This is a genomic window from Salinicoccus sesuvii (genome assembly GCF_042648145.1).
In the GTDB taxonomy this organism is placed as follows: Bacteria; Bacillota; Bacilli; order Staphylococcales; family Salinicoccaceae; genus Salinicoccus; species Salinicoccus sesuvii.
The window spans coordinates 520,892-539,650 of sequence record NZ_JBHRWV010000007.1 but is presented as its reverse complement, the minus strand read 5'-3'; the positions used below and the strand labels follow the sequence as shown (position 1 = coordinate 539,650).

At 45.0% G+C, this 18,759-nt stretch carries 19 protein-coding genes; 14 read left to right on the top strand and 5 right to left on the bottom strand.

Annotated elements, in window-relative coordinates:
- The first annotated feature begins 2 nt into the window (after window positions 1-2).
- The 9 genes from ilvD to ilvA all read left to right on the top strand — a co-directional run bounded on the left by ilvD (window position 3) and on the right by ilvA (window position 11,369).
- Window positions 3-1,706, top strand: coding sequence for a dihydroxy-acid dehydratase (ilvD, locus tag ACFOJ8_RS08450; protein WP_380655200.1), 1,704 nt, complete (start codon window positions 3-5; stop codon window positions 1,704-1,706).
- Window positions 1,707-2,290: 584 nt separating this feature from the next.
- Window positions 2,291-4,024, top strand: a complete 1,734-nt coding sequence (ilvB, locus tag ACFOJ8_RS08445) for a biosynthetic-type acetolactate synthase large subunit (RefSeq protein ID WP_380655197.1) — start codon at window positions 2,291-2,293, stop codon at window positions 4,022-4,024.
- Window positions 4,012-4,527, top strand: coding sequence for an acetolactate synthase small subunit (ilvN, locus tag ACFOJ8_RS08440; RefSeq protein ID WP_380655194.1), 516 nt, complete (start codon window positions 4,012-4,014; stop codon window positions 4,525-4,527). Before ilvB ends, ilvN begins: the two co-directional genes overlap by 13 nt.
- A 43-nt stretch (window positions 4,528-4,570) precedes the next feature.
- Complete coding sequence (ilvC, locus tag ACFOJ8_RS08435; RefSeq protein ID WP_380655191.1) at window positions 4,571-5,605, top strand: ketol-acid reductoisomerase; 1,035 nt, start codon at window positions 4,571-4,573, stop codon at window positions 5,603-5,605.
- Complete coding sequence (locus ACFOJ8_RS08430) at window positions 5,592-7,136, top strand: 2-isopropylmalate synthase (protein WP_380655188.1); 1,545 nt, start codon at window positions 5,592-5,594, stop codon at window positions 7,134-7,136. Before ilvC ends, ACFOJ8_RS08430 begins: the two co-directional genes overlap by 14 nt.
- A 19-nt stretch (window positions 7,137-7,155) precedes the next feature.
- Window positions 7,156-8,262, top strand: a complete 1,107-nt coding sequence (leuB, locus tag ACFOJ8_RS08425) for a 3-isopropylmalate dehydrogenase (RefSeq protein ID WP_380655185.1) — start codon at window positions 7,156-7,158, stop codon at window positions 8,260-8,262.
- An 18-nt stretch (window positions 8,263-8,280) separates the two neighbouring features.
- Window positions 8,281-9,690: a 3-isopropylmalate dehydratase large subunit gene (leuC, locus tag ACFOJ8_RS08420; protein WP_380655182.1), complete on the top strand. Its 1,410-nt coding sequence runs from the start codon at window positions 8,281-8,283 to the stop codon at window positions 9,688-9,690.
- An 11-nt stretch (window positions 9,691-9,701) separates the two neighbouring features.
- Window positions 9,702-10,292, top strand: coding sequence for a 3-isopropylmalate dehydratase small subunit (gene leuD, locus ACFOJ8_RS08415; protein ID WP_380655179.1), 591 nt, complete (start codon window positions 9,702-9,704; stop codon window positions 10,290-10,292).
- Between the two features lie 84 nt (window positions 10,293-10,376).
- Window positions 10,377-11,369, top strand: coding sequence for a threonine ammonia-lyase (gene ilvA / locus ACFOJ8_RS08410; RefSeq protein ID WP_380655176.1), 993 nt, complete (start codon window positions 10,377-10,379; stop codon window positions 11,367-11,369).
- 114 nt (window positions 11,370-11,483) lie between these two features.
- Here the strand turns inward: ilvA and ACFOJ8_RS08405 are convergent, their stop codons facing one another.
- Window positions 11,484-12,092: a YktB family protein gene (locus tag ACFOJ8_RS08405; protein WP_380655173.1), complete on the bottom strand. Its 609-nt coding sequence runs from the start codon at window positions 12,090-12,092 to the stop codon at window positions 11,484-11,486.
- Between the two features lie 76 nt (window positions 12,093-12,168).
- Here ACFOJ8_RS08405 and ACFOJ8_RS08400 point away from each other — a divergent pair, with 76 nt between their 5' ends.
- On the top strand, window positions 12,169-12,987 hold the full coding sequence (locus tag ACFOJ8_RS08400; RefSeq protein WP_380655170.1) for an inositol monophosphatase family protein: 819 nt from the start codon (window positions 12,169-12,171) through the stop codon (window positions 12,985-12,987).
- On the opposite strand, the gene ACFOJ8_RS08395 is transcribed toward ACFOJ8_RS08400, so the two are convergent.
- The 3 genes from ACFOJ8_RS08395 to ACFOJ8_RS08385 all read right to left on the bottom strand — a co-directional run bounded on the left by ACFOJ8_RS08395 (window position 12,969) and on the right by ACFOJ8_RS08385 (window position 14,213).
- Complete coding sequence (locus ACFOJ8_RS08395) at window positions 12,969-13,280, bottom strand: hypothetical protein (RefSeq protein ID WP_380655168.1); 312 nt, start codon at window positions 13,278-13,280, stop codon at window positions 12,969-12,971. The two genes, ACFOJ8_RS08400 and ACFOJ8_RS08395, sit on opposite strands and share 19 nt — an antisense overlap.
- 14 nt (window positions 13,281-13,294) lie before the next feature.
- Entirely contained in the window at window positions 13,295-13,852 is a 558-nt protein-coding gene (locus ACFOJ8_RS08390; RefSeq protein WP_380655165.1) for a hypothetical protein, read from the bottom strand.
- Window positions 13,853-14,021: 169 nt separating this feature from the next.
- Entirely contained in the window at window positions 14,022-14,213 is a 192-nt protein-coding gene (locus tag ACFOJ8_RS08385) for a DUF5325 family protein (protein ID WP_380655163.1), read from the bottom strand.
- Window positions 14,214-14,369: 156 nt separating this feature from the next.
- Between ACFOJ8_RS08385 and typA the strand changes: the two genes are divergently transcribed.
- Window positions 14,370-16,211 (top strand): translational GTPase TypA, encoded by a 1,842-nt coding sequence (typA, locus tag ACFOJ8_RS08380; RefSeq protein WP_380655160.1) that lies wholly within the window; start codon window positions 14,370-14,372, stop codon window positions 16,209-16,211.
- Between the two features lie 23 nt (window positions 16,212-16,234).
- On the top strand, window positions 16,235-16,564 hold the full coding sequence (locus tag ACFOJ8_RS08375; RefSeq protein ID WP_380655158.1) for a YlaH-like family protein: 330 nt from the start codon (window positions 16,235-16,237) through the stop codon (window positions 16,562-16,564).
- A 44-nt stretch (window positions 16,565-16,608) separates the two neighbouring features.
- Here ACFOJ8_RS08375 and ACFOJ8_RS08370 read toward each other — a convergent pair whose 3' ends face one another.
- Window positions 16,609-17,091: a hypothetical protein gene (locus ACFOJ8_RS08370; RefSeq protein ID WP_380655155.1), complete on the bottom strand. Its 483-nt coding sequence runs from the start codon at window positions 17,089-17,091 to the stop codon at window positions 16,609-16,611.
- 147 nt (window positions 17,092-17,238) lie between these two features.
- Here ACFOJ8_RS08370 and ACFOJ8_RS08365 point away from each other — a divergent pair, with 147 nt between their 5' ends.
- Both ACFOJ8_RS08365 and ACFOJ8_RS08360 read left to right on the top strand, forming a co-directional pair.
- Window positions 17,239-17,538, top strand: coding sequence for a DUF1507 family protein (locus ACFOJ8_RS08365; RefSeq protein ID WP_380655152.1), 300 nt, complete (start codon window positions 17,239-17,241; stop codon window positions 17,536-17,538).
- A 31-nt stretch (window positions 17,539-17,569) separates the two neighbouring features.
- Complete coding sequence (locus tag ACFOJ8_RS08360; protein ID WP_380655149.1) at window positions 17,570-18,748, top strand: FtsW/RodA/SpoVE family cell cycle protein; 1,179 nt, start codon at window positions 17,570-17,572, stop codon at window positions 18,746-18,748.
- The last annotated feature ends 11 nt before the right edge of the window (window positions 18,749-18,759 follow it).

Below are 18,759 nucleotides of genomic sequence, written 5' to 3'. Positions count from 1 at the left end.
GAATGTCAACAGAAGATACAAACAAGAAAGATTTGCGCATCAAGAGTAAAGTCTACACGGAGAGTGATATTAAGGCACCGAACAGAGCGATGTTGCGGGCTGTCGGTTTTACAGACGAAAGCTTTACAAAACCCCAAATCGGTATCGCAAGTACATGGGCTGAAGTCACGCCATGTAACATCCACTTGAACGATCTAGCACTTGAAGCAAAGGCTGGCGCCAAAGAGGCAGGGGGAGTGCCACTCCAATTCAATACGATCACGGTTTCTGATGGTATCTCCATGGGAACTCAAGGTATGCGCTATTCCCTGCCATCACGCGATTTGATTGCTGACTCCATCGAGACGGTTGTCGGTGCTGAAAATCTAGATGCACTGGTTGCTATTGGTGCATGTGATAAAAATATTCCGGGGTGCGCCATTGCGATCGCCAATGCCGAAGTGCCAGCTGTTTTTGTGTACGGTGGCACAATCGCTCCAGGTCAGCACCGGGGCAAAGACATCGATTTGGTTAGTGTGTTTGAAGGCGTGGGGAAACTGAACGCTGGCGAAATTGATGATAAAGAATTAAACAGAATCGAGTGCAACGCCTGTCCAGGGGCAGGGGCGTGCGGCGGTATGTACACTGCAAACACAATGGCTTCCGCAATGGAAGCGCTTGGTCTCAGTCTGCCGGGTAGTGCTTCAAACCCTGCCGAATCTGAAGCCAAGGTCAAAGATGTCAAAGCGGCTGGAGAAGCGGTATACAAGTTGCTCGAAGCAGGCATCTATCCGAAAGACATCATGACTAAAGAGGCATTTGAAAATGCTATCACTGTCGTTATGGCACTTGGTGGCTCGACCAATGCCATACTTCATATTCTCGCGATTGCACACGCTGCAGAAGTGGATCTCACAATCGACGATTTCAATCGTCTTCAGGAAAAAGTGCCGCATCTGGCGGATCTCAAACCAAGTGGTCGTTATGTCATGCAAGATCTCTACAAAGTGGGTGGCGTCCAAGGCGTCATGAAGATGTTGCTTAAAGAGGGATATCTCCACGGTGACTGCATCACGGTGACAGGCAAGACGATTGCCGAGAATCTTGAAGATGTCGCAGATCTCACAGAAGGTCAGGATGTCATCATGCCGTTCGATAATCCAAAACGTGCCGATGGGCCGCTCATCGTTTTGAAGGGCAATCTGTCTCCTGTCGGTTCTGTAGCTAAAGTATCCGGTGTTAAGGTCTCCCGCCACGTGGGGCCGGCTCGGGTGTTTGATAACGAGAAGGACGCCTCAGATGCAGTTCTTGAAAACAAGATCAATGAAGGGGATGTACTTGTTATTCGCTACGTTGGACCAAAGGGTGGCCCAGGCATGCCAGAAATGCTTTCCATTTCAAGTCTCCTTGTCGGTAAAGGACTAGGAGAGAAGGTGGCTCTGCTTACAGACGGCCGCTTCTCAGGGGGGACACATGGTCTTGTCGTCGGTCACATTGCACCGGAAGCACAAAGTGGGGGACCTATTGCCTTACTGCGGGAAGGGGACACAGTCACAATAGACTCCACCCTCAAAGAGATCTCCTGTGATGTTTCTGAAGAGGAATTCGAAAACCGCCGTAGCGAGTGGCAAGCGCCACCACTATATAAAAAAGGCGTACTTGGAAAATATGCGCATAACGTGACATGCGCTTCTGAAGGTGCGGTCACGGACTACCTAAAAAAATAGTATCGAATGCACGGCATTATGCCGTGCATTTTTCTATTTCCAAATATAATAGCTTAAAAAACTATAAAAAAATTGTTTTTTTTAAAACCTGATAACGGCGGTATTGTAAACGGTTACATTATCAGAAATATTAGATAATTAAGAATAAATTTAAAATCGGCGGTTGATTTATCTATTCATTCGTTATAAGATTACTTTCAATATCACGTATCAGAAATGTCTGATAACTAAAACGAAGATGGGAACATAGAGGGATATCAAGCGATTCACAGAGACCCGGAGTAGCTGGAAACCGGGATCGCATTTCCTTTCTATCTCGACCCAGAGTGCCGGATTGAAAGAACTACGAGTAGGTTCGGCCGGGTGTTATGCACCCGTTACCAAAGCGGACTTTGTATAAAAGTCTATAAGGTGTGCTTTGTAAGAAGCATACAAAACTGGGTGGTACCGTGAAACAGCTCTTTTCGCCCCATGATATGCCCGCAGTCTGAACTGCGGTCGATCTGTGGGAGAAAAGAGCTGTTTTTTTATTTCTATAACCGAAACGATGAATTACTTAAGGATCTACAAGGAGGTAAGTGGTAATGAAGACACAAACTGAAACACACACACAACCGGTTGAGCAGGAACTGAGAACAGGCGCTGATATTTTCATCCAGTCACTTGTTGAAGAAGAAGTCGATACTGTCTTTGGTTATCCGGGTGGTGCAGTGCTCCCAATCTATGATGCCCTTTACCGGGCTGAAGCACCGTTTCAGCATATTCTATGCAGACATGAACAGGGCCTTATCCATGCTGCAGAAGGATACGCCAGGGTGACAGGCAGACCTGGTGTGGTCATTGCCACTTCAGGACCCGGTGCTACCAACCTGATTACAGGCATTACGGATGCCATGATGGATTCACTGCCTGTCGTGATATTCACCGGACAAGTATCAACAGCAGTCATCGGCTCGGATGCTTTTCAGGAAGCAGATGTTATTGGTCTAACAACACCGATAACAAAGCATAACTATCAGGTGACTGGTATCAAGGATCTGCCAAGCATCGTCAAGGCAGCTTTCCACATCGCAACAACTGGCCGTCCTGGCCCGGTAGTTGTGGATATTCCGAAAAACATCGCACAGGAGATTACAGATCGAACTTTCGACACGTCATTCAACCTACCAGGTTACCAGCCGACCGTAAAACCGAATCCGCTCCAGATCAGAAGGCTTGCAGAAGCACTGAGTAAAGCTGAGCGGCCCGTACTACTTGCTGGTGCAGGCGTTCATTTCGCAGATGCATCAGAGGAACTGTTGATATTTGCTGAAAAATACGAGCTACCGGTGGTTATGACACTACATGGTCTCGGTACTTTCCCTGGTGGACATGCACAGGCACTTGGTATGGGCGGCATGCATGGCTCCTATAGCGCGAATATGGCAATCTACGAAGCAGACCTGCTCATCAACATCGGTGCACGTTTTGATGATCGTCTGACGGGTGCCATTCAGCATTTCGCCCCGAATGCCACTGTGGCCCACATCGATATTGATCCTGCTGAAATCGGTAAGAATATCGATACGAAGATTCCAGTTGTTGCAGATGCGAAAGAAGCATTGACCGGACTGCTTGAAATAGACGTCGATTCAATTGATCACTCAGACTGGACCGAACAGGCAATGTACAACAAGACGCACTATCCGTTTTGGTTCGAACGCTCTGACGATCTTATCTCACCCCAGTGGCTGATCGAATCGATATATCGTGAAACAGACGGCGAGGCAATCGTAACGACCGACGTCGGCCAGCATCAAATGTGGGCTGCGCAATTCTACCAATTCAATAAACCGCGCAAATGGGTGACATCCGGCGGACTTGGCACAATGGGATTCGGTTTGCCAGCAGCCATTGGTGCACAACTCGGGTGTCCTCAGGAAACGGTGGTCGCTATTGTCGGAGACGGTGGTTTCCAGATGACGATGCAGGAGATGGCAGTGCTTAAACAGTACAACCTGCCAGTCAAAGTCATTGTAGTCAATAACGAAGCACTCGGTATGGTCAGACAATGGCAGGAAAAGTTCTATGAAGAACGTTACTCCTCCTCTCTGATGACTGAGAATCCTGACTTCATCAAGCTTGCTGAAGGATTTGGTGTTAAGGGCATTCGCGTCTCAAAAGAAACAGATGTGCCACGTGTAATCAAGGAAGTCTTCCAGCATGATGGACCAGTATTGATCGACGCAAGAGTACAGAAACTGGATAAAGTATTTCCTATGGTTGCCCCGGGCAAAGGGAATCACGAAATGATAGGAGTGAAACGATGCGAAGAATAATCACAGCTACCGTCCAAAACTCCAGCGGCGTATTGAACAGAATTACCGGTATGCTGTCAAAACGGGCATTCAATATAGAAAGTATTACGGTCGGTACTACTGAGATAGAAGGTATCTCCAAAATGACTTTCGTTGTTGAAATTTCTGATACGAATAAGATTGAACAGCTCACCAAGCAACTGAACAAGCAGATTGATGTACTGAAGGTGAATGACATTACTGAGAAGGCCATTGTACAAAGAGAACTGGCATTGATAAAAGTGGCCAGCACAAGTGCATCACGGGCTGAAATACAAGGTGTCATCGAACCCTTTAGAGCACGCGTTCTAGATGTTTCAAGAGATAGTCTAGTAATTGAAGTGACAGGCAAACCGGATAAAATCGAAGCGCTGATCGACCTGCTTCATCCATACGGAATCAAAGATATGACACGGACAGGGGTGACGGCTTTCCCTCGAGGGAAGCAACCCAAGCAGGTCCAGGAATTCACAATGAGCATTTAGTAAAAAATATAAATTAAACCATACACATGAGAGGAAGATCATAATGACTAAAGTATTCTATGACAAAGACATCAATAAAGAGGCGCTACAAGGAAAGAAAATCGCAATCATTGGTTACGGTTCACAAGGACATGCACATGCACAGAACTTAAGAGACAGTGGTCATGACGTCGTTGTTGGACTAAGAGCAGGTAAGTCGCACGATAAGGCCAAAGAAGATGGTTTCGACACAAGACCCGTAGCTGAAGCAGTCGCAGAAGCAGACGTCACGATGGTCCTCCTGCCCGATGAGAACCAACCGAAAGTGTATGAAGAGAGCATCAGAGACAATATGAAATCTGGTAGTGCCCTTGCTTTCGCGCACGGCTTCAATATTCACTTTAGTCAAGTTGTTCCAAGAGAAGATGTAGACGTCTTCCTCGTTGCGCCTAAAGGACCGGGACACCTGGTTAGAAGGACTTTTGAAGAAGAAGCAGGGGTACCGGCACTATACGGCATCTTCCAAGATGTATCGGGCAAGGCGACAGACGTTGCGATGGCCTACGCTGCAGGTATCGGTTCTGCAAGAGCAGGCGTACTGGAAACGTCGTTCCAAGAAGAGACGGAAACGGATCTATTCGGTGAACAAGCAGTGCTTTGTGGCGGACTGACAAGTCTTGTAAAAGCAGGTTTTGAAACATTGACCGAGGCTGGTTACCAGCCTGAAGTCGCATATTTCGAGTGTCTACATGAAATGAAACTCATCGTGGATCTAATGTACGAAGGTGGCATGGAAAACATGAGATACTCCATCTCCGATACAGCACAGTGGGGTGACTTCGTCTCTGGTCCGCGTGTGGTCAATGAAGAGACGAAGGCACGCATGAAGGATGTACTAACAGAGATCCAGAATGGTCAGTTCGCCAAAGGATGGATTCTTGAAAATCAGGCAGGTCGTCCACAGTTTAACGCCATCAATAATAATGAGTACAACCATCCAATTACAAAAGTCGGACAGGATCTGCGTGACCTGATGCCATTCGTCAAGCAACCTGTTAACGACAAAAAGAAAGAAGGGAAGGCCCATGTCACGAATTAGAATTTTCGATACGACACTGCGGGATGGAGAACAGTCCCCGGGTGTAAACCTTAACAGGATGGAAAAACTTGAAATTGCGAAGCAGCTTGAACGGTTGGGTGTAGACGTTATGGAGGCAGGCTTTCCGGCAGCATCTGAAGGCGATTTTCAAGCAGTCAAGCTGATTGCCGATACAATCAAAAATGTATCCGTTACGGCATTGGCACGGACGCGTAAGGAAGATATCGATCGTGCGTATGAAGCACTTAAGAATACCCCGAATCCGAGAATCCATGTTTTTTTGGCCACTTCTCCCATCCATATGACATATAAACTTAAAATGACACCCGAGCAGGTGATGGAGCAATCGGTAAAGATGGTGAAATACGCCAAGGAACGTTTTCCGGAAGTCGAGTGGTCAGCTGAAGATGCAACACGTTCTGAATGGCCATTCCTTGCCGAGCTGATCGAGCAGGTCATCGAAGCGGGTGCGACAGTCATCAATCTGCCAGACACGGTAGGCTACACAACACCTGAAGAATATGGGAAGATGTTCAAGTATATGAAGGAGAATGTACCGAATATCGACCGTGCTGATCTCTCTTGCCACTGTCATAATGACCTCGGTATGGCAGCAGCCAACACGATGGCTGCGATAGAGAATGGTGCGACCCAGGTCGAAGGCACAATTAACGGTATCGGCGAACGCGCCGGCAATGTGGCACTTGAGGAAGTGGCGGTGGCGTTGAAGATCCGGGGTGACCGCTACGGTTTCGAAACAGGACTGAAGCTTGATGAAATCAAAAGATCCAGTGATCTCGTCGCGAAATTGACCGGCATGTATGTTCAGGCTAATAAGGCCATCGTTGGCCGTAATGCATATGCCCATGAATCGGGCATTCATCAGGATGGTGTGCTAAAGAATGCTGAAACCTATGAAATCATCACGCCGGAATTGGTCGGCGTATCTTCAAACACATTGTTCATGGGTAAGCACTCAGGTCGCCATGCTTTTAAAGATAAGGTCAATGCATTCGGTGTTGAAATGAGTGAAGAAGAAATTAAATCAGCTTTCAAAAACTTTAAGACACTAACAGATCATAAACGCGAAGTGACCGACGATGACATATATACGCTGATTATGGAAGTCAAAACGGAACAGTCGGCAATTGAGAAGTACACGCTTCAGACTTTCCAAGTCAACTATGGGACGCAAAACATCACGACGGCAACTGTATCCTTGAACACACCGGAAGGTGAAACCATTCAGACTGCTGCAACAGGAAACGGCAGTGTCGAAGCGCTATACCGGACTATTGCCGAACTAATCAGCTACGATCAGAAACTGCTTGATTATCAAATCAACTCTGTTGGCGGTGGCAAGGATGCGCTTGCAGAATCTCATGTACAGCTATCGGTAGAAGGCCAGGCAGTCAACGGACGGGGCACAGCACAAGATGTTCTTGAAGCCTCTGCCAATGCCTATATCAATGCGGTCAATCGCTATCTTTTAAAAACACAGGCAACGAAAGAAGAAGTAGTTAACGGATAAGGAAGAGGAGGCGTCGGAGATGAGAAAAGAAGTCGTTCTACTACCAGGAGATGGTGTTGGGAAGGAGATCATGAGAGGTGCCAAAGCGGTACTTGAAACAATAGCGAGTGAGTATCATCACGAATTTGTACTGCATGAACATGCGATTGGCGGAGATGCCATTGACCAACATGGCATTCCGTTGCCGGATGATACTGTAAAGGCTTGTGAAAACGCAGATGCAATACTACTCGGTGCCGTCGGCGGACCAAAATGGGACGCGCTACCAGCTGAGAAACGCCCTGAAAAAGGATTGCTCGGCATTCGCAAGGCACTCGGACTATTCGCTAATTTACGTCCGGTTCAAGGATTCAGTCCCCTCGTTCATGCATCTCCGCTCAAAACTGAGCTGGTTGATGGATGCGATATCCTCATTGTTCGTGAGCTCACCGGCGGCCTTTATTTCGGAGAACCGAGCGGTCGTAGCGAAGATGGCCAGTCGGTAGTGGATACGCTCTCCTATACACGTAAAGAGATTGAACGCATTGTGGACAAAGGTTTTCAGGCTGCACGTCTCAGAGGCGGACACCTAACTTCAGTGGATAAGGCGAACGTACTCGAATCCAGCCGAATGTGGCGCGAAGTGGTTAATGAAAAAGCCGAACTCTATCCTGATGTAACAGTTGAGCACCAGTTGGTCGATTCTGCAGCGATGAAGCTCATCACCAATCCAAAACATTTTGATGTCATTGTAACTGAAAATCTATTCGGTGATATTCTAAGTGACGAAGCATCTGTACTCACTGGCTCCCTTGGTATGCTACCTTCAGCAAGCGTTCGTACTGATGGTGTCGGCCTTTACGAACCCGTGCATGGATCTGCACCGGATATCGCGGGGAAGGGCATTGTCAATCCGCTCGGTATGATTCTATCCGCCGCGATGATGCTTAGACATTCATTCGGAATGGAAAAGGAAGCGGAACAGATAGAACGTGCGGTCAGTCAAAGCTTGTCCGATGGATATCATACACGTGATCTCAATGTGCAAAGTGGAAAGGTTGTCGATACAGAGGGCATGATTAGCAAAGTGATTGAGCATCTTTCCACGGAAAGCATTTCAAATTCAATCTGCAGTTCTTATATGTAAGGAAAAGGTGTGTAGAAAATGGGACAAGGAAAAACGATAATTGAAAAGATATGGGAAACACACGTTGTGCATAGTGAGCCTGAAAAACCGGATCTCATCTATATAGATCAGCATCTCGTCCATGAAGTAACATCCCCACAGGCATTCGAAGGACTTAGGCTGAACAATCGGAAAGTACGTCGGCCGGATCTAACGTATGCGACCATGGATCATAATGTACCGACGGCCAATCGGGAAGTAATCAAGGACGAAATCTCCAAGACACAAATGGAAACATTGAGGAGAAACTGTGATGAGTTCGGTATAAAACTCGCCGATATGCATCATCCGGATCAAGGCATCGTACACGTCATTGGACCGCAACTTGGACTGACGCAGCCAGGCAGAACCATTGTATGTGGTGACAGCCATACGTCGACACATGGTGCTTTCGGAGCTTTAGCATTTGGTATTGGTACAAGTGAGGTGGAACATGTACTTGCGACTCAGACGCTTATGCAGAGCCGTCCCAAAACCATGAATGTAAAAGTAAATGGTGATCTGCCCGTTGGTGTCACTGCCAAAGATCTGATACTAGCCATCATTGCCAAGTTCGGTGTTAAATTTGGTACTGGACACGTCATTGAGTACACGGGAGAAGCGGTACGAAATCTATCGATGGAAGGTCGAATGACAGTATGTAATATGTCAATCGAAGGTGGTGCTCGTGCTGGATTGATCAGTCCAGACGAAACAACAGTAGAGTTTCTGCGAGGCAGGGAGTATGTTCCAAAGGGCGATGCATTCGAACGTAAAGCACTCGAATGGCTTTCTCTAGCATCAGATGCAGATGCATCGTATGACATGACACTTGAAATAGATGCTAGTGAAGTTGAACCTCAAGTATCTTGGGGGACAAATCCGAGTATGGTTGTTCCAGTCAGTGGATATACCCCTGTAATCGACGACGTTGACAACAAAGATGAAGTCGAGCGTGCCTTGGAATATATGGGGCTGGAAGAAAACCAGCCGATCACTTCAATTGAAGTAGATCATGTCTTCATCGGTTCCTGTACGAATTCAAGACTGCCGGATCTAGTCAGTGCAGCGGAGATAGTCAAAGGCCATAAGGCGAAGCAGGGCGTTCGTGCCATCGTCGTACCAGGTTCGTTCAGCGTTAAATTGCAAGCTGAAGAAATTGGTATTGACCAAGTATTCAAAGATGCCGGGTTCGAATGGCGCGAGTCTGGATGCAGTATGTGCTTGGCGATGAATGATGATGTCGTACCGGTCGGTGGTCGCTGTGCATCCACGTCCAACCGCAATTTCGAAGGACGTCAGGGGAGTGGGGCACGTACACACCTTGTTAGTCCTGAAATGGCAGCGGTGGCAGCAATTGAAGGTAAATTCATGGATGTTAGAAAATTTCAAGCTGGTGTGCTGAGCTAGGAGGAATAGAGATGGAAGCGATCAAGGAACATACGGGCAAAGTATTCCCACTTAACCGCAGCAATGTGGATACGGACCAGATCATACCGAAACAATTTTTGAAACGTGTAGAACGAACAGGTTTTGGCCAGTTCGTCTTCTATAACTGGCGCTTTGATGATAATGGAAATGCAAAGTCCAGTTTTGAGCTGGATAGTGATAGATATAAAGATGCGTCCATATTGGTTGCAGGCGAGAACTTTGGATGTGGGTCTTCGAGAGAGCACGCACCCTGGGCATTGCTCGATTTCGGATTCAAAGTCATTATTGCTCCAAGCTTTGCCGATATATTCTATAACAATGCATTCAAGAACGGCATCATTTTAATCAAAGCTGATGAGAAACAGATAGAAGGATGGATGGAGCAAGCCAAAGATGGTACTTTCCACCCGCATATAGATCTAGCAGCTCAGATCATTTCAGATGGAGAAAAACAGGTGTCGTTCGACATCCCTCTATACCATAAAGAAAAGCTTCTTAATGGCTGGGATGATATCGCATTGACCCTACTGCACGATGATAAGATTAAAGAATACGAAGAGAAACGAGCTGTAGAGGTTTGATATTTTCACCAATTATGGGATAGCTTACAACAATAGATGGTATCCAACTAAAATTATCGAGGAGTGTGACCGCATGGGGATTTCTTGACTGGTGGATTAGTCCATGATGCCTGGGGGCGTCTGGATCACATTGTCCATCACACGACGATACGTACATCAGCGACGACGAATAAGCGTACACAGAAGAATATTTACTTCAAAATGGAGAACCAGCAGAAGACCGGAGCTTTCAAGTTCAGGGGTGCTAGCTATAAACTGATGCGCTTGACCGATGAAGAGCTTGCCTGTGGTGTTATTACTGCTTCTGCCGGCAATCATGCACAAGGTCTTGCTCTGGCAGCCTATAAGCTTGGAGTAAAAGCAAAAATCTATATGGCAGAATCCACACCTGTCGCAAAAGTAGAAGCGACAAGGGGTTATGGTGCTGATGTCATCCTTATGGGGGAAAGTTTCCAGGAAGCCTACGATGCATCGATTGAACATCAGAAAAAGTGTGGAGCAACCTACGTTCATCCTTTTGACGATTACGACATCATGGCCGGTCAGGGGACAATTGCACTCGAGCTTTTGGAACAGGAAAGTAGAATAGATACCATCATGGTGCCGATTGGTGGTGGTGGGCTAATTAGCGGTATTGCGGTAGCCGCTAAATCTGTCAATCCGAACATTAAAGTGATTGGTGTGCAAGCGGCATCTGCCGCAGCGACATATGAAGCTTATCATAAAGGTATTTTGAGAAAACTTGATAAAGTCTCTACAATTGCCGAAGGCATCGCTGTAAAGCAGCCGGGAGAAAAAACACTGCCGATCATCAAGCATTATGTAGATGATATTATTACAGTCAGTGAGGCAGAGATTGCCCATTCCATCATCTATATGCTTGAACGCGGTAAGACACTGGTAGAAGGTGCCGGTGCAGCTGGGTTGGCAGGATTGTTGTTTCATAATGATAAAATCGATTCTAAGCATTGTGGCGTAATCGTTAGTGGCGGCAACTTAGACATCTCCAAGCTGCCACACATCCAGGCATTGGCTAGACAGCTTCCCGTAGCGTCGGATAAAACCTTTGTAAGATAGAGTACGGTTAATTGAAACGATAAATAGAAATATCCCGCCATCATTAGATGGCGGGATATTTCTATAGTAACACGAGGTGTTCGTTGCATTTTTAGTATGAGGCGAAAATAAATTCTAATATAGTCGAACGAGTTCCTGCAGCACAGTTTCCAGTTCATAGATGAAAACAGTGTCATTATCTAATATGCTGTTTGACGGTAGGTAGCTTTTTCCGATAAGGAGTTCCGCATTCTTATGACTTTTCAACTTAACAAGTGCCGCTGTCAAATCGTCTTCGCTGAGGTTTTTAAGAGGAGTTTTCTTTGGCTTCATATGATCCATGGAGAAAACGTAATTATCAGGCATTGACTGAATCTGATCGATCCGATCGAGCCATTTATCAGCAACTGCCGTCTTGTCTGCTGTTTCGTATATTACGCCATACATACAGAAGGCGTGATCTCCGAACAATCCAATCTGAAAATGCGGCATCATTTTATAGCCACGGGGATTAGTACTAAAGCTCACCCAAGTATCATCGGGCGGGTTGACTGTGCGTCTTGCATGCTGTGCCACGTGCGCGTAATGCTGATCACCGGTTATTTCTGTCAAATAGTCGCTAAAGTGCTCACCGATCTTTTCGAGCTTGGGGCGAATACTCTTTTTTAACTCCGTCATCCTTGGTTCCAGGCCGTCAATGTCAAATACTTTAAAATCATGGTTGGTAAAATGGTATGTAGGCATTTTACTACTCCTTTCAGGTCATTACTTATATGATAGAATAAGTAGTGGTGTCAATCAATTATTTGGGGTGGATGTAATGGAAATATATGATTTTGGACAACGTTTGATCAGGGAAGCTGGAGAATTTGTTCGACTGCGTATGCAGCAGGACTTCAGTGTGGATTCCAAAATGAATCCGAATGATCTCGTTACAGATGTAGATCGTGAAACAGAAACCTTTATATACGACCGGATACATGAGATGTATCCGGATCACCACATCGTTGGTGAAGAAGGCCATGGGACGGACATTGACGATGTATCAGGTGTTCTTTGGATAGTGGATCCAATTGATGGGACTTTAAATTTCGTGCATCAGATGCAAAACTTCGCGATTTCCATTGGCGTCTTTATCGATGGAAAACCTAAATGCGGTCTGATTCTCGATGTGATGAATGACACGTTGTATCGTGCTGAAGCTGGGCGAGGTGCGTACAAGGAAGATGTAAGGTTGGATCCGATTGACGATACTGAACTCGCCACATCACTTATCAGTCTGAACCCGAACTGGGTCATCAAAGATAAAATCGGGCCTGCGTTCGGTAAAATTGTTAAAGATGCACGTAGCACCCGTTCGTACGGTTCTGCAGCACTCGATATGGCCTACACTGCAACAGGCGTTGTCAGTGCCACCTTATTCTTCCGATTGCATCCATGGGACTATGCTGCTGGAATGATTATTATAGATGAAGTCGGTGGCAAAACAACTAACCTGCTTGGAGAAGAGATAAACATACTCTACAAAGACAGTGTGTTGTCAGCAAATCAAGCACTGCACAGTGAACTGGTAGAATACTTTTCAGATGATGCAGCTTTCATAGAGGCGCATCGGCATGTTCACGGTGAAAAGAAGTAGACTCTTTGTCGTTGGTCGAGCTTTTTGAAGTTGGATTGTATAATTTTTTGCAGAGTATATTCCGAAATGGATAACTTCAGATGTTCCATGATATCACGTCTTTTATATGTATCTGCAGGATAGAGTAGATTGAGATTTGTAAAATAATCTTTAACAACCAGCTGTATGGCGTCGACCTGACCGCATCGACTGCATTTGCCGATGCTCCCCCCAATAGCCTGGAAACCGAACGCATGGCAGCGTCCGCACTTTATACCGCGGCGGATGTTACGCGTAATGACAGGTAAGTGCACCCGCGCCCTGAGAATTATGTCGAGGCGGGGTGATGGTTCTTTTTTCTGATCACCGCAGAATGTTCAATGGCTTTTAGATAGTAGGGGAGATCGTTTGACTCAAGAAAAAGATCAGAACGTTTTCCTTTTAATTTAAAGCCTTTATTCATCATGACATATTTAAGTATGATGGGTCGCTGATATTTACCTTCATCTATGAGCTGTTCTTTGAAAAGTTCGAACAACTGTCTACTGCGGTTTAGATCAAGCACTGCCTCGTGGGACATTGTGCACAGTATATTGAAGGGATTGATATAATGCTCACCCTCCAGCTCGTGTAATACAAACAAGTAATAGCAGTAGTCGGTCACGATGAGCACGTTGACAATCTCAAGTCTTTTATCAACTAGAATTTCAGCATGCCAGTGAACCAACATGTTGCTGGTCTTTATTTTCATCAGGCATTGTTCAAACTGGTCTTCTAGCTTCTCCATGCGTTTCATTGCTTCATATTCGATAACTTCATTTTCTGAAAAGGGCAGTCTGTCGTAAAGGAATTCGTATACTCTAAGTCGATCGGGTTTATCTCTCATGGCATTGCCTCCTATGTTCTGGTAGTGCAATTGTTGAATAAGGAACAATTTTGGTCAAAGTACGGAATTTTAAAAAATGTTATAAAAAAAACAGGACAAATGAGGAAACTGAACGGTGTCCAGTCATTTGTCCCGTTTAATAGATACGGCTATTCGAAAAATGCAGAAATTACAACCATCCATTTTCACGATATTTTTTCTTCAGAGTGAAGCCGGCGCCAAAAATAGCGATGAAGACAATAACTGACAAAATGGCCATAAATGGCATTGCTTCGGCAATGAAAACAGAGAAGGCAATCATCGTCAGTACAGCGATTACGGCGAGGAGAGCAAAAATGGCTTTGGATTTCTTTTGTTCCATAAGGGATCTTCCTTTCGATGGATACTGCAGTCATTATACCATAGACGACAAGGCATTACAGTCGTCTGCGGTAATACATAGTGGAAAAACACACAGGTTCCATGCTATAATAATCTAGTTGTGAAGTAACGAATCTAAACATGAAGGGAAAGACCTATGAATTTAAGAGATGATATACGCAATATTGCAATCATAGCGCACGTTGACCACGGAAAAACGACATTGGTGGACGAACTGCTCAAGCAATCCGGTATTTTTAGAGAAAATGAGCATGTAGAAGAACGTGCAATGGATTCCAATGATATCGAACGTGAGCGTGGTATCACGATCCTCGCAAAAAATACTGCGATTGACTACAAAGACAAAAGAATAAACATCCTTGATACACCTGGACACGCCGACTTCGGTGGTGAAGTTGAACGTATTATGAAACTTGTAGATGGAGTTATCCTTGTTGTGGATGCTTATGAGGGTACAATGCCACAGACTCGTTTCGTATTGAAGAAAGCACTCGAACAGAATCTGAAACCACTTGTCGTTGTCAACAAGATCGACAAAGATACAGCGCGTCCCGAGCAGGTCATCGATGAAGTACTCGAACTGTTCATCGAATTAGACGCCAATGACGAACAGCTGGAGTTCCCGGTTGCATATGCTTCTGCCATCAATGGTACAGCAAGTCTTGAAATGCACGAGCAAGACGACAACATGCAGTCTATCTTCGATATGATTGTTGAGCATGTGCCAGCACCTGTAGATAACAGTGACGAGCCTCTCCAGTTCCAGATTGCACTGCTCGACTACAACGACTATGTAGGTAGAATTGGTATCGGACGTGTGTTCAGAGGAGAAATGAAAGTTGGACAGCAAGTTTCTCTGATTAAAACAGACGGCACAGTGAAAAACTTCAGAGTAACCAAAATGCTTGGTTTCTTCGGTTTGAAGCGTCTCGAAATCGAATCAGCCAAAGCGGGTGATTTGATTGCGGTAAGTGGTATGGAAGATATCAACGTTGGTGAGACAGTGACACCAATCGATACACCGGAGGCACTTCCAATCCTACGTATAGACGAGCCGACACTACAAATGACATTCTCTGTCAATAATTCTCCTTTTGCGGGTAAAGAAGGAAAATACGTTACGGCGCGTAAAATTGAAGAGAGACTTGACCAGCAGCTTGAGACTGACGTTTCATTGAGAGTTGATCCAACAGACCAGCCGGACGCATGGAAAGTATCAGGTAGAGGGGAACTGCACTTGTCAATCCTGATCGAAAACATGAGACGTGAAGGCTACGAACTTCAAGTCTCCAAGCCGGAAGTCATTGTCAAAGAAGTCGACGGTGTCAAATGTGAGCCATATGAACGCGTTCAAATCGATGTGCCTGAAGAAAATACCGGCAGTGTTATCGAGTCACTTGGTCAACGTAAAGGCGAGATGGTAGATATGGTCAATACTGGCAATGGTCAGACGCGACTCATTTTCTATGTTCCTGCGCGAGGACTTATCGGCTATCGTACTGAGTTCATGTCCATGACACGTGGATATGGTATATTGAACCATACTTTTGAAGATTACAGACCACTATTCAAAGGACGTATTGGTGGTAGACGCAATGGCGTGCTCGTGTCTATTGATAAAGGCGCAGCATCCACTTACTCTATTCTTCAACTGGAAGATCGTGGTGTCAACTTCATGGAACCGGGAACGGAAGTATATGAAGGCATGGTCGTTGGAGAAAACTCCAGAGATAACGACCTTACCGTCAATATCACTAAAATGAAGGCTGCCAACAATATCCGTTCTGCAACGAAGGAACAGACGACGACAATGAAAAAACCAAGAGCAATGACGCTTGAGGAAGCACTCGAGTTCATCAACGACGATGAGCTTGTCGAAGTAACTCCTGAATCTGTTCGTATCAGGAAGAAGATTCTTGATAAGAGTGAAAGAGAAAGATCGCAGAAGAAAGAAAAGTTTAAACTTGAAGCGGAGTGATCTAATTGTTTCTCCCTGAACTGATGAATGTAAATGTGGCAGAACGCCTGACTTTTTTCGGGCGGATCTTTGGTCTCGATACGAATCCACAAGCAGGTATGTGGTACTTATTCATCACCATATATGTGCTATCGATTCTAGTATACATCCTTGGGTTTGCGCGTAAAATCAAGGTGTGGCAAAATGTTGTCATCTACATCGTCATGTTTTTCGGCTGCATAATATTGACCTTCTTTGGTGCTTTTTTGCCGGTCGCAGAAAGCTTGGTGGTTGCTGCCATCATTTTGGGGCTCTACCGTTTTAGACTGCATCAAGAGCGTAAGGCAGGAAACATTAAAACTTCCGGAAAATAGGAAAAAGGCTGTCCATCGAAAGATGGACAGCCTTTTTTATAAAGCTAGTCGAAGCTTATGCCGCTAACATGTTCAAGGCGGACATCGACTACACCGTCACTGATGACAAGAAGATCGATAAGACCGTCTTCGTACAACTGCTTACCGTCCTGGCTGAAATGCGCGTAAAGCGTGTGCCGTCTGTTATATGGCAGGATTGTTGTTTGTTCCCCATGTGTAAAGGTGATCATGGCATCTTCTCCACGATGTGGCTCCGTATATTCAAGAAAAGGCTTCAAGCAGATGGCAAAAGTACCATCGAGTAGCTGCTGCTTCTTGAACTTCTTCTCGGACTTCAAAGTAGGTGGCTTTGTTGTACCTTCTATGATCTGGCGGTTCCATTCTTTCGAATCGGTAAAATTGATCTGCTCTTCTTCGGTATCGTTGCCAAGCAGCTTATCAAGCTCTTCTTTACGGTCATCGAAGATCCAGGTCGATGGATCCAGAGTGATTTGAAAACGTACATTGCCCTTAATCTGTATTATCATATTTATTCGCTCCTTATACTGTAATTATAACAGAATTGCGTAGCGCATATAAATACTCGCAACTGCTTTCATATGCTTGTCTTTGCTTGCTTTTTTACGTATGGTGATATAATATTTTATAGAGAGTTTATAGAAAGGGGTTATTTCGTGTCCACATTAGATGAATTAAGTAAACAAGCTTATGACCAGCTGGAAAAAGACGCAGAGAAGATTGTTCAGCTGATCGAAGTGCAGATGGACAATCTGACAATGCCCCAATGCCCTGTCTATGAAGAAGTATTGGACACCCAGATGTTCGGGCTATCTAAAGAAGTTCATTTTGCTGCGAGGCTTGGTCTGATTGACCCTAAAGATGGCCGTGCGCTACTTGAGAAGCTAGAAAAAGAAGTTTCCAAAGTCCACGAAGCATATATGGAAGATGAAAAATTCGAGTCTAAAGGGATATGATCTTTAGACTTTTTTTAAATGAGGCGATACCTTGGCATTTATAAAAGATTTTTTTAACTACGTTAGAATATATTCGAAATATGTTGATTTTACTATTATTATTTCATATGTCCTACTTAGTCTGATCGGCCTTGTCATGATCTACAGTGCAAGTATGGTGGTCGCTTTCAGGACTTATGATAATCCTGAGCAATTCTACATAAGACAACTGGCGTCAATTATTCTTGGGTTTGTTATTGTTTTTATTATGGCGTATTTCATGTCTGGTGAATTTCTTAAAAACAAGTATTTTCAGATGCTGACGACAGCCGGAATATTCATATTACTTATCATTACCATCTTCTTTGGAACTGAAGTAAATGGTGAAAAGAACTGGCTACGATTCGGTAGTTTCAACTTCCAGACATCTGAGTTCCTGAAGATTGTTACAATCATCTACCTAGCCTATATCTATGATCGAAAAAAAGATCGCCTCAAGCAGTTGGAAGGCGGGCATTTGATACCCCTTGCATTTATCGGATTCTGTTCGATGATTGTACTTTATAACGACTTCGGGACGGGTCTTATTATTTTTGGCATCATTGCAGGGATCTTTCTCTACTCTGGAATACCAATTCGCTTTCTGTTTAAAGTAGGTGGGGCGTTAATGCTAGCAGCCGGTGCTGTCGGTATTATCATCTATCTTGTCACAGGGAGTATCCTGTCACCCCATCAGCAGGCAAGAATTGATACATTTTTGCATCCATTTAATGACCCTACGGGGACTGGGTACCAGTTGACCAATGCACTTGTTTCTATTTCTCACGGTGGTATTTTCGGCAACGGTCTTGGCAATAGTGTAATGAAACTTGGATACCTGCCTGAGCCCCATACAGATTTTATATTTGCGATTGTTGCTGAAGAGTTGGGGTTGATTGGTGTGATATTCATATTATGCTTGTATCTGATTATTGTTCTTAAGGCGTTAAGGTATGCAGCAATCTCAAAGGATATGTTTTATCGCCTTGTGTGCATAGGTGTAGCGATCTATCTATCGTTCCAACTGTTCATCAACCTTGGAGGTATTTCCAAACTGATTCCACTGACAGGTGTACCTCTGCCACTTCTGAGCTACGGTGGATCATCATTCCTAAGTATTTCAATTGCTATTGGTCTATTGGTCATTGCTGCAAAACACGTAAAAAAATCAAAAGAAATGGATCGAGCGTAAACCGGGTAGAG